This window comes from Noviherbaspirillum saxi (genome assembly GCF_003591035.1).
GTDB classification, from domain to species: Bacteria; Pseudomonadota; Gammaproteobacteria; order Burkholderiales; family Burkholderiaceae_D; genus Noviherbaspirillum; species Noviherbaspirillum saxi.
In genome coordinates, this window is the sequence record NZ_QYUO01000003.1 from 17,623 (window position 1) to 29,501 (window position 11,879).

At 56.9% G+C, this 11,879-nt stretch carries 11 protein-coding genes; 8 read left to right on the plus strand and 3 right to left on the minus strand.

Annotated features, from left to right (window positions below):
• Window position 1 precedes the first annotated feature (1 nt).
• From bufB to D3871_RS23360, 3 genes are read left to right on the plus strand one after another with little or no spacing between them, the layout of a single operon-like run.
• Complete coding sequence (bufB, locus tag D3871_RS23350; protein ID WP_420799680.1) at window positions 2–850, plus strand: MNIO family bufferin maturase; 849 nt, start codon at window positions 2–4, stop codon at window positions 848–850.
• Window positions 847–1,662, plus strand: coding sequence for an HvfC/BufC N-terminal domain-containing protein (locus D3871_RS23355; protein WP_233575796.1), 816 nt, complete (start codon window positions 847–849; stop codon window positions 1,660–1,662). The genes bufB and D3871_RS23355 overlap by 4 nt, the downstream gene beginning before the upstream one ends.
• The gene (locus D3871_RS23360; RefSeq protein WP_119771534.1) at window positions 1,659–2,144 is read left to right on the plus strand and encodes a DoxX family protein; all 486 of its coding nucleotides are present in this window, start codon (window positions 1,659–1,661) and stop codon (window positions 2,142–2,144) included. Before D3871_RS23355 ends, D3871_RS23360 begins: the two co-directional genes overlap by 4 nt.
• A 116-nt stretch (window positions 2,145–2,260) precedes the next feature.
• Here the strand turns inward: D3871_RS23360 and blaOXA are convergent, their stop codons facing one another.
• Window positions 2,261–3,091 (minus strand): class D beta-lactamase, encoded by an 831-nt coding sequence (gene blaOXA / locus D3871_RS23365; RefSeq protein WP_119771535.1) that lies wholly within the window; start codon window positions 3,089–3,091, stop codon window positions 2,261–2,263.
• Window positions 3,092–3,238: 147 nt separating this feature from the next.
• On the opposite strand from blaOXA, the gene D3871_RS23370 reads away from it, so the two are divergent.
• From D3871_RS23370 to D3871_RS23390, 5 genes are all read left to right on the plus strand, one after another.
• Window positions 3,239–4,819 (plus strand): hypothetical protein, encoded by a 1,581-nt coding sequence (locus D3871_RS23370; RefSeq protein WP_119771536.1) that lies wholly within the window; start codon window positions 3,239–3,241, stop codon window positions 4,817–4,819.
• Window positions 4,820–5,044: 225 nt separating this feature from the next.
• The gene (locus D3871_RS23375; protein ID WP_119771537.1) at window positions 5,045–5,809 is read left to right on the plus strand and encodes a DUF3348 domain-containing protein; all 765 of its coding nucleotides are present in this window, start codon (window positions 5,045–5,047) and stop codon (window positions 5,807–5,809) included.
• Window positions 5,806–7,995: a DUF802 domain-containing protein gene (locus tag D3871_RS23380; protein ID WP_119771538.1), complete on the plus strand. Its 2,190-nt coding sequence runs from the start codon at window positions 5,806–5,808 to the stop codon at window positions 7,993–7,995. Before D3871_RS23375 ends, D3871_RS23380 begins: the two co-directional genes overlap by 4 nt.
• Window positions 7,995–8,642, plus strand: a complete 648-nt coding sequence (locus D3871_RS23385) for an OmpA family protein (protein WP_199724899.1) — start codon at window positions 7,995–7,997, stop codon at window positions 8,640–8,642. Before D3871_RS23380 ends, D3871_RS23385 begins: the two co-directional genes overlap by 1 nt.
• 23 nt (window positions 8,643–8,665) lie before the next feature.
• The gene (locus D3871_RS23390; protein ID WP_158598029.1) at window positions 8,666–9,382 is read left to right on the plus strand and encodes a DUF2894 domain-containing protein; all 717 of its coding nucleotides are present in this window, start codon (window positions 8,666–8,668) and stop codon (window positions 9,380–9,382) included.
• A 104-nt stretch (window positions 9,383–9,486) separates the two neighbouring features.
• On the opposite strand, the gene D3871_RS23395 is transcribed toward D3871_RS23390, so the two are convergent.
• Both D3871_RS23395 and D3871_RS23400 read right to left on the minus strand, forming a co-directional pair.
• A complete protein-coding gene (locus D3871_RS23395; protein WP_119771540.1) occupies window positions 9,487–10,869 on the minus strand; it encodes a UbiD family decarboxylase in 1,383 nt (460 codons plus the stop codon).
• 74 nt (window positions 10,870–10,943) lie between these two features.
• Window positions 10,944–11,858 (minus strand): amidohydrolase family protein, encoded by a 915-nt coding sequence (locus tag D3871_RS23400; RefSeq protein WP_119771541.1) that lies wholly within the window; start codon window positions 11,856–11,858, stop codon window positions 10,944–10,946.
• Window positions 11,859–11,879: the final 21 nt, after the last annotated feature.

Below are 11,879 nucleotides of genomic sequence, written 5' to 3' on the forward strand. Positions count from 1 at the left end.
CATGTCGATGTGTCAATCGCTCACCGTTGGCCTCGGCCTCAAGCCCGCCCACTACGAAGAGGCCCTTGCCTGCTCGGTGCAAGGGCTGTGGTTCGAGGTCCATCCGGAAAATTATTTCGTTGACGGAGGACCACGCATCGCATGGCTGCAAGCCATTCGCAGCCGACACCCGATATCACTGCACGGTGTTGCCCTTTCGCTAGCGGCGGATTGCCCGCCTGACCCGGCGCACCTGCAGCGGCTTCTCGATCTTGCGCGGCGCGTCGAGCCGACGCTGATTTCCGAGCATCTGGCGTGGTCGAACTGGCGCGGCACCTATCATCCGGATCTGCTCCCGTTTCCGCGTTCCGGCGAAGCGCTTGGACGCATAGTCGATAACATCGGACGCACGCAGGATGTGCTCGGATGTCGGATCGCCGTTGAAAACCCCGCCCACTACCTGCGTATCGATGGCCACGCTTGGGACGAGATCGATTTTCTAGCCGAGATAGTACGCCGGAGCGGTTGTGGCCTGCTCCTCGATATCAACAATGTCTATGTGGGGGCATGCAACCTTGGTTATTCGGCTGCCGATTATATCGACCGTTTTCCCGCCGAGGCGGTGATGGAAGTGCACCTCGCCGGATACACGGAAGACAGGCAGTTTGGCGCTGACTTGTTGATCGATTCGCATGATGCTCCGGTTGCCGAAACAGTCTGGAATCTATATGAACGCTTTATCGCCCGTGCCGGCAGATGCCCCACGCTAATCGAGCGCGACGACAAGTTGCCCGAATTTTCCGTCATGCTAGCCGAACGCGATCGTGCGCATGCCGTGCTGCAGCGAGCGCTGGAGGAGGCTAATCGATGAACATCCCGATGAACATCCACTACACACTCAGTGGCTTTCAGGCAGCCTTGTCAAATGCATTGTTTGCGTCCGATACGAATACCGAAAACGGTACCGCGCTGGCAGCGCTGACAGAGCAGCCGGGTTTTTCCGTCTATCGCAATACGGTCAACAAAGGCTGTATCGACGCGATGCAAGCCAATTACCCCACGGTGGCGAAGCTGGTGGGAGAGGAGTGGTTCCGTGCCGCTGCCGCGCTTTATCTGCAAGAACACAAGCCACAGGACGCTCGCCTCTTGTTTTACGGTGAGCATTTCCCGCACTTCCTTGAAAACTTTCCGCCCGCGGATGACCTACCCTACCTTTCCGGTGTCGCGCAACTTGATCGCTTTTGGATCGAAAGTCATACCTCCGCGGACGATACGGCGCTCGATCCAGTCTGCCTGTCGTCCCTGAAGCCGGATACGCTGGCGCTTGCCGTTTTGCAACCGCGCGCTTCATGTCGCTGGAAATGGTTTGACGACATCCCCGTCTACACGATCTGGCAACGCAATCGCGAAACTGACGACGCCGGCAGCGATCCTGTCTGGCAGGGCGAAGGTGCTCTACTCGTCCGCCAAGCGGCCGCGGTTCGCTCGACTGCAATCAGCGCAGCCCACTGCTCGTTTCTCGATGCCTGCGCAGCAGGCGAACCACTGGCAAGCGCGGCAGCAGCAGCCCAGGCGAAACAAGGCGATGTCGATCTTGCGAAACTGATCGCGACGCTGCTGGATGCAGGGGCATTTTGTATTCCTGCACCCTATGTACCCACGACGAAAAAGGAGACACCATGAATACGCCGACATTGAACGCAATGCAAACCACGCGACCGGACGGCCTGCCAGCACGATGGAGCGGTATGATAGACCAATGCGAGAGGCTGGTTGGTCACTCCCTGCTGGCCCTCATCAACCGCGTTGCGATCGCGTCGATATTCTTCCTGTCCGGACGCACTAAAGTCGATGGTTTTCTGATGGTAAATGAAAGCGCAATCACGCTTTTCCGGGACGAATACAAACTACCGCTGGTACCTCCCGAGCTTGCCGCACATGCGGCAGCGTATGCCGAAACCGTATTTCCGATCTTACTGATCCTGGGATTGTGCACTCGGTTGTCCGCACTCGCATTGCTCGCCATGACGGCTGTCATACAGATTTTTGTGTATCCGGATGCCTGGCCCACCCATCTTTCCTGGGCCGGCGCTTTGCTGTATCTGCTCGGCCGCGGCGGCGGATATTGGTCCCTTGATCGCTTACTTGTCTTGCATCGGCGATAAGCATAAGCGATTGATCGCTTCGCAATGATGGGGAGCGCTGACAAAGATGCCGGCCTGACCGAGACAGGCCGGCATCCTGTATTTCGGCGAGCCGTTCAGTCCCGTATCCGCTCCAATTATTGCAGCAAGCCGAGATTGCGCAGGATAGTCTTCGTAATCCGGTGCCGTGCCGCTGCATCTTCATCCTTCCGAATTTCGATATTAGTCGCGTAAAAATATACTTGGCCTTCCCGCTCCAGATAGCCGACAAGCCATCCTGTTTGCGGCTTGCTCTTGTCTTCCAGTGCAGCCCATCCGGTCTTGCCGCTCAGCCGGTATTGCGGCGTATTTTCGAGGACCAGGAGATCCTTGACCACGCGCGTCGTGCGTTCCGATACACCCAGCTTTCCGAAATAGAAGCGATGCAGGAAGTGCACTTGTTCCTCTGCCGAGATACCCAGGCCCCCACTAAGCCAGAACTGGTCAATACCGCCGGATATATCCCCGTTGCCATAGCCCATGCGATTCAGGTATGACTGCATGCGTTCTGGACCGACACGCCGTGCGATTTCCTTGTAGAACCAGACCACCGAATTCGGCAGTGCCGTTCGCAGCGTGTGATCCTGCGCCCAAACGGCCGGCCACCACGACTGACGCGGGTCGGCTTGGGCGTTCCAGGTCAGCGCGAAATCAGGCCCGATTGCGACGCCAGATTCCAATGCGATCAAGGTGTTCGGGATTTTGAAGGTGGATGCCGGAAGAAAGCGTTGCCTCGACCTTTCAGGGTTGTGTCGTACGATCTCGCCGTTCTGGGCGTTCAGGAGCACAAAGGTCCCTTCCAGATTTTCCTGCTTGAAGACGGCGGCAATATCGGTTTGCTGCAGTGGGGTTGCCGCATGAACGGCGGACACTGCGAGCGCGATGCAGCTAACTGCGATTGCCCCAAGCAATCGGATCAGTGGTTTCATGGTAAATCCTTTCGGAAGCGGTTCGGTTGATTAAGGCGATTGAGCTCAATGCGAACGAGAGAATAGTTTTTTTCCGGCCCCCGGCCAACTTGCGCACTGTAACCGCTGTAACATTCCGATGCATCAATGCCTTCATTTAAAGATTCCATGACTTCCATAGACGCCACCGACATCGAACTCGCGCCGCCATATCGCGTGAATGGACAGCGGATGCGCTTTCAGTCGCTATGGCTGCTGCTGCGTATTTATTACGCTCAGCGGACTGCCGGTGTCAGCGTTTCTGTCGCCACGGTACAAGCCCGTTTTCCGGGTAATGCCAACGTCCGCATGACGGTTTCGCGCGCTTTCGCGGACTTCAGGAATTGGGGAATTGATGTGGGTTGGGGACATGAGCGTAGCTGTGAACCGGCACTGCTGAACCCGGCACGGCGAAGCCAGGGGCCGTTCTGGATGGATGCCGCGACTGCCGCACGGCTACGTTTGCACCTGAACGGCGTCGAAGCAACGCCGGAGTCGCTTGCCCATTTCCTCGGGCTGGATGCAGCCGAGCCGGTACCGCGCGATCCCGTAACGTATGTGATGCAGGACATCACATACTGGAATCATTTGACCCAGGCGATGCGGGTCGCGCAGGATGGATTTCCGGTAACAGCCAGCGCCAGCGTGGCTGAAAGTTTTCGTGCTGCCCAACATGCCGCGCAAGACGGTTTCCAACTCAGTCTCGCGCTGTTGAAGGAAAGTCTGGCATGGCGCAAGCACGGTCATTCAAGGCAGAGCCAGAAAACCTTGGGACGGCTCGACGAATTCCTCAAACCGTCCGCTTCCGTCGCTTCCATACCGACCATCTCGGCAATGGCGTTCGTCGCACGAGGATGGAACTATTACACCAGTGGTAAAGCGGTTGCCGCACAAGCCGAGCTGGAGCGGCTTGCAACAGATCCGGCATTGCAGCCGGTGGTGAGGTATAACCCGCGCGTGCGTTTTGAGTATTTGAATCTGCGCGCCCTGATTCATAAAGGCATGGCCTTGAATCCGAAAGGACTCAAGCGAACGGACCGCATGCAGTTTGCAACGCAGGCGATCGCCGATCTGTCGGATGCGCTGCAGGCGGCGTATGAAGCGGATTCGATCGACGCAGCGCAGGACGTTGCCGCAAACATAGGATTAACCATGTGGCTATGCTGGCAGAACGGCGTCATCGATCCGAACCGCGAGCAGGACGAGTATACGGTGCAGACCCAGGCGCTACGCTGGCTGGGTCTGTCCGAGTGGATCTGCGACCGCTTCGGCGTAGGAGGAAATTCGGCGTGGAACACGATCTTCCTGCTACGCATTGCGCGCGGCAGTTGCCAATCAAAAGGAAGAAATGATATCGATCACTTTCGCGCCCAGTCGCCATTGAAGGTCGAACAAGTAATTGATGCGGTTCGTCCCTTTCACGCGCCATTCTCCAAGGCCAAGGGATATGGGCGATGGTCTACCGTTGCCGCTTTTGTGCTGGAGGAACACGACACCGGACGGACGCGTTACGGTGCATTGCAAATCGCCAACCTGCTTCTGGAATACGCATGGTTCAGCGCGCATGAAAGAGGATTGTGCAAGGAGGCTTATAGTGCGGCGGAGCGGCTGACACAACTGATGATGACACTGCAGCCCAAGGAGCGATCCTTTTTCCGCCAAAGCATAAAGAGTCTTCCGGAAGAACTGCAACCAATGCAAAGGAAGTAATTCCTAGTCCCGCCCGCAAGGTGAGCCAGATCACCGCTGGCGGACTTGTACTTCTGCTATTTTGAGTTCCTGCTCTTCCGCGATATAATTGCGCCTTCGTCTATGCCATGAAATGGCCGCCGAAGTGGCTCAAATTCGCTAGAGCAGGACCAAAATGAGTGTTCATGCGGATAGCGGCGTGAACTATCAGCCCCCTGCCTTTTTCGATTTTGATTCCACCTGCATATGACGCGAGCATTAGCGCGTACAAATTTCCACAGTTCGAAGCTCATTCGCTGTCTCGCTGACCTGGCCATTGTAGATGCTGGCGGTGGCGGGAATGCATTTGCAGAAAAGCTGGGCCAGTGGATCCACTTTGCCGACGCAATCACCCTGTCTGCCGTGCACAACGACAGCATTGCAAGGCCGCCAAAAACGCAGCCCGAAGCGCAATCTGCGGAGGGTGTCGCCGCCGGTGTCGAATTCGACCGGATACAGGCGATCCTGGTAAATTCGATCACGAAGAGTTTCTCGCCCAACCTGGGCAAGACGCACATACAGTTGCCCACCCCTACACTTGAGCTTCCGATGGACCTCGGGACTGCGTATGTGCCGTATCGTCGGTTTTACGAAGCGCATCAGCGCGACATGGAATTGGGCGTTCAGCCTCTGCGGACCAACGTCCGGGAAGCGCTGGCAAAGGCGTCGCCAAGGCTCAGGAAACTTGCCGACCTGGACGCGACGCTTGAGAAGATACTGCGCGAGCGCGAGAGTAAGTTGCTCTCGAAGGTGCCAGCGCTTCTTAAAAAACGTTTTGAGCAATTGTTCAAAACACATCAACAGAACCTTATTGATACTCAGCAGGCAGACAACCCTGCCGGTTGGACGCAAGCAGGAGGTTGGCTGGCGCGCTTTTGCAGTGACATGCAAATGCTGTTGCTGGCTGAAATAGAGCTTCGCTTGCAACCGACGATGGGCCTCCTTGAAGCATTCAAACAAGATACGCAATGAATAGACATTTATTTACAGTCGCCTTCTTCCTGGGCGCACTTGGGATTGTTTGGGTCGGTGCCGGATTTATCGACTCCAGTTTTCTGGCGCTGGCAATGACAAGCATTATTGGCGCAGTCTATGTATTTGGCGCGCTCGAACTGCGCCAGTTTCGTCAAGCGACATCCACCTTGACAACCGCGCTGGCGGCGATTCCTGCAAACCTCACCGACCTCGCAGGCCTCGATAAGTGGCTGGTCGGCGTGCATCCTTCACTGCAAAATTCCGTGCGATTGCGCATCGAGGGCGAACGTGTCGGCTTGCCCGGCCCCGCCCTCACGCCATATCTGGTCGGGCTGCTCGTAATGTTGGGGATGCTCGGTACGTTTCTGGGAATGGTCGTCACTCTCAAGGGTGCAGTCTTTGCGCTCGAAAAAACAACCGATCTGCAGGCGATCCGCTCCGCACTTGCAGTGCCGGTCTCGGGATTGGGGTTGGCGTTCGGCACCTCGGTGGCGGGGGTTGCCGCATCGGCGATGCTGGGCTTGATGTCGGCGTTCAGTCGGCGCGAAAGAATGCTGACAGCGCAATTGCTGGACACCAAAATTGCCACAGTGTTGCGCCGCTTTTCACTCATCCATCAGCGTCAGGAAACCTTCAGGGCGCTGCAGTTGCAATCTCAGGCCTTGCCCGCGGTAGTGGATAAATTGCAGGCGATGATGACGCAGATGGAAGGCATGAGCAACCAGTTGAACCAGCGCTTGCTCAGCAATCAAGAAGCTTTTCACAGCAATGTCAAAGGCGTCTATACCGACCTGGCATGCGCAGTGGATAAATCCCTGCGCGAGAGCTTGAGCCAAAGCGCGCAGGCTGCCGGCGAAAGCATCAAGCCCGTGGTCGAAGCTGCGATGAGTGGGATCGCGCGTGAATCGACGGCGATGCACGAACGCATGGCCGATACAGTGCAGATGCAACTCGACGGACTTTCTGCGCGGTTCGGCGCTACCGCCGCTACCGTGGCCGAAACCTGGACGGCGGCACTCAATAGTCACGAACAGGCAAGCGCCGGCATCGTCACGGGTGTGGGCCGCGCGCTGGAGGCATTCAACGAAACATTCGAGCAGCGTGCAGGCGCTCTCGTGGCCACAGTTGGCGAGGCCTACGCCAGCCTGCAGACCGATCAGGCAGAACGCGACAAACAGCGACAGCAGGCCTGGGCGCAGTCGTTGGAAGCAGTGACGGCGGCGCTCACTCATGAATTGCAGCAAACGAGCGCGCAAACGCTTTCTCAACAGCAGAAAATCTGCGACACCTTGACCCGGACCGCGCAAGACATTACCGAACATGCGCAGATCAGCGCCAGCAATACGCTGGTCGAAACAACGCGCTTGATCGCGTGCGCCGAAGAATTGATGCGCGCCCGCATTACCTCTGAAACGCAGTGGATGGAGCAACATCGCGAACGCATGGATCAACTGACTAACATGTTGCGTAGCGAACTCGGCGCGCTCAAAGATGAAGAAGCCTTGCGTGGCAATGCAGCGGTTGAACGGCTGGATCAATTGCAAAATGCGTTGCAAACTGCGCTGACAAGTCATTTGACAACCCTTGGCACCGCGCTGGAAGAACCAATCACGCAGCTCATCCAGACAGCCTCGGAAGCGCCACGTGCCGCGGCAGAAGTGATTGGGCAATTACGTCAGGAAATATCCAACAGTGTGGCACGCGACAACGAACTGCTTGAGGAACGCAGCCGTATTATGGAAACACTCAACGCACTGCTCAATGCGATCAATCATGCTTCCCTTGAACAGCGTGGCGTGATCGATTCCCTGGTCGCGTCCTCCGCGGCGGCACTCGACGCGGCCGGCAGCGCGTTTTCAGACAATGTAACCACCGAAGCCACCAAGCTGGCCGACGTTGCCGCACACGTCACCAGCAGCGCTGTCGACGTATCGAGCCTGAGCGAAGCCTTTGGTTTTGCCGTGCAATCGTTCAATGACGCCAATGAAAAACTGATCGCCAACCTGCAGCGCATTGAAGGCGCGATGGACAAATCCATGTCGAGAAGCGACGAGCAACTCGCCTATTACGTGGCCCAGGCACGTGAAATCATTGATCTGAGCATGGCGTCGCAAAAAGAAGTCCTTGAAGAGCTGCGCCAGTTGCCGGCAAAGCAAACCATGGTTGCCGAAGAGGTCAGGTAATGAATGACAGCGTGGATGACAGCGATGCTGGCGTGGAACACGCCGCGCAGGTCTGGCCCGCTTTTGGCGATCTGATGTCGAGCCTGCTGGGCGCTTTTGTGCTGCTATTGGTGGGTGTGGTGGCCGTCCAGATGGAATTGACATCGCATCTTCAAGACGAAGTGAAAAAGCGCCAGCTCGAAGAACAGCGCCGCATGAGCCTGGAAAAAGCGCTGGCGATTCCGTTGGCCACGGGGCGCATCACCTTGAACAATGGGCGCATTGGCATCAGCGGCCAGGTACTGTTCACGCCCAATTCAGACCAGTTGCAGCCTGATGGCCGGCAACTGTTGAATAGCCTTGTCACACCACTGCGGGCTTATCTGGCGGCACGTGATGAAATGCTCATGGTGAGCGGTTTTACCGATGACAAGCGCATACGGAGCGGCCCGTTTGCGGACAATTGGGAATTGTCCGCCCAGCGCGCTTTGACAGTCACCCGTACCTTGATCGAGGAAGGAATGCCGTCTTCCATGGTATTTGCAGCAGCCTTTGGTTCCGAGCAGCCGGTACAGCCAAACACCGATGACGCGGCGCGTGCGCAAAACCGACGAGTGGAAATGGCGCCCGTGCCGAAAACCGCCAATGCCAAAAATGCCGCTACATGAATGAGTCGGATCTCAGAGAAAGCATGGATGCGCCACTGGAATCATCCGTTGATTTCAACGCGCTGATCGCTTCCCTGCGCGCGGCAGGTGCGGACCGGTTTGACCCTGTGCGCTTGCACTATATTGAAGTGCTGGCCAGGCGCGCAAGTGCGCATCGGGGAAGCGTCAAACGCATGCTCGACGCCAAACTGGCGCAAGCGCTGGCGGTGTTTAAAGAACGCTTTGATCAAGCGCAATGCGAAGCCAGCGAAACCGTCGCCCGAAGTGTGCAGCAATATCCGCATGCGGCCGACGATCTGCAGCGTCTCTTTGTCGCCGGTGATTTCAAAGGATTACGGCAATTTATCGCCACTCTGCAGGCCCGCGAACAATCCGCATCTTTGGGCGCGCTGGTGCGCCGGCTTGAGCGACATTCTCCGGAAAATGCGGATGCGCGTCTGAGGGGGAATGCCGGATCGCGTCCCGAACTGAAGACCATACGGGATTTCAGAAACACCTGGTCAAAACTGAGCGTTGACAAACAGGTAGCACAGGCACTTGAGCAAGCGCCAACGAATGCCGGACCGATTAATTCCCACATGCTGGTGCTGCGCTCACTAGCATTGATGCGTGATATCTCACCTGATTATCTCAACCGGTTTATGTCTTATGCAGATACTTTGTTATGTCTCGATCAATATGAGAAGGAAAAGCTGGGAAGTCCTAAAAAACATCAGATAGCGAAGGCGGCAAAAAAATAAACTGTCGTTATGGACGATGATCCGTCGTTATCACGCTGCCCTTGCCTGCCATAGTGAAAGCAGTTGGTTACCCTGCTTTCACTATGGCTAGCTTGTAAAGGGAATCACATTCTCACACCCGACAGTATCTGCATCGCCCGCTGCATCTTTTCCGGTCCGATCTGCGCACGTATGCCGTCGAAGTTCGGCCCACGCGTGGCATCCAGCCCCATCCGCGAGGTCGTGCCGGCACCGGACGCCGAGGGATCCAGCGCACTGCCTGGCAAGCCATCCACGATCACCACATCTAAATGTGGCTGCAGATGGGTTGCGACCGCCCACAGGACTTCTTCGTCGCGCGTAATATCGACGTCGGAATCGACCGCGATAACCGTCTTCAGATACGGGTCCCAGCCAAGCAAACCCAACATCACCTGACGTGCTTCGCCGGCGCGCATCTGCTTCAATGCGACATAGGCATGAAAATGCGTGCCCGAACTCGGATAGTGGACAGCCGTCACGCCCGGGAAGCGTTCCTTGAGCTTTTCAACCATCTCGGATTCGCGCGGCACCCGGCCAAGATTGAGGTGCTCGGCAGAATTGCCTCCGACCACGTCCACCAGGATCGCATCGCGCCGGCGCAGCACGGATTCGACGCGGAACAGGTTATTGGTCGAGCGATCCGACGAATAACCGGTGAATTCTCCGAACGGTCCCTCTTCCACCTTGGCTTCGGGATCGATCACGCCTTCCAGCACGATCTCGGCATAGGCCGGGACGGCAATCCCATATTTCGGCGTGCGGATCACGTCCAGCGGGGCACCGAACAAGCCACCCGCGACATCCCGTTCATCAACACCGAACGGAAGACGGGCCGCGCCGGCCAGCATGAATAAGGGATGCGCCCCGATGACCATCGCCACTGGCAAGGGTTTGCCGCGTTCCTTCGCGATCTGCAACAGGCGCCACAGATGGCCGCGCGAATGCAGACTGGTCGCAATCTCCGTCTTCGAATGCAGCATCGAACGATGGTAGCTGACATTACCGACGCCGGTATCCGGATGTTCCGCTACCAGAATGGAATTGGTGATGTATGGGCAGCGGTCAGTTGCAAAATGCTTGATGATGGGTAGCGTAGTCAGATCGATCTGGCGTTGCTCGACGGTATCGACGATGGGGCCGCTTTGCACCAGGCGCGGCGGCATCATACGCCGGCTGCGTGCCTGATATTCCTGGTGAATGCCGGCGGCGTCGACACCGAGCATGCGGCCTATTCTTTCGCGCGACGCAAAGATATTGGTCACCAGTTGCGCGCCCAGATCCTTCACGTTTTCAAATACGAGCAGCGGATGTTTTCCTTGCGACGCAAGTTCCCACACGACGGCGGTCGCATCCTGGTCGGTACTGATTTCTTCCTTGACGGTGAGTACGTCGTCGGAATGCTTGTCCCGGTAATGCTGCAGGAATTGATGAAAATCCTGGTGGCCTGGAGAAGTTGACAGAGTCATTTTGTTTTCTCTTTAAATCGGCTCGACGGCACGCAATATTCATTTGCGTGCCGTCCACAGCACAGTTACCTAACTTACTTGACGCCGGCGTAAGTGTCGGTCAATCGGACTTGCGCTTCGTCCGCATTGCGTGGCGGCGGCGTGGTCTTGAGACCGATCAGGCGCGCGATATTGTTGCCCATGTAGTCTTCCAATCCATCTTCATCGAGGTCCATGCCCTGCGGCGCGGGGCCGCACAGCATCTCGAGTTCGCGCAGCCACATGCCGGGTTCGTTCGGCGGTGTGTCGGTACCAAACACGATCTTGTTGCGCGGCAGCTGCTTGGCAAACTCGACGATGCGCGACTGGAAGCACCATCCCGATTCGCAATACACGTTAGGCGTATCCATCGCCATCCAGAAGGCTTCAAACGAATAGTTGCCACCGGTCTGGATGCCGAAGTGACCGATGATGAAATTGACCATCGGGAACTCACGGATGATCGGATAGAACATGGTCGGAATGGTGTACGGGCCGTCACCGGTGTGGATCAGCACCACCACGTTGTACTTCGCGCACATCTTCATCGCCGGACGCAGCCAGTCCAACGCGCGGTCGGGACGGTAGCCGTGCATGTTGGCATGCAGCTTCAGCATCTTGAAGCCGTATTCCTTCACATGATGTTCCAGTTCGAGCGCGCCTTCTTCCGGGCCCCAGCGCGGGTTGAAAGTGAAGTTGCCGATGAAACGGTCCGGATACTTCTGGCACAGTTCGGCGATATACGACATGTAGTCGCGAATGCCTTCGCGGCCGCGGCGGTTGCCGTCACGGTAGCCGGTATTGCCCGGCGGGGGTTGGATGAAACCCATGTCGATACGGCGCGGTTTGCCGTTGATCATGTATGGACCGTCCATGATCTTGAGCATGCGTTCGCCAGTAAACGGGGTGCCGGTGTGTCGCCATGCCTCGTCGACGAGATTGGTCGGGTGCAGGTGTGTATCGATAATCATTAAAAATCTCCGAATTCAAAA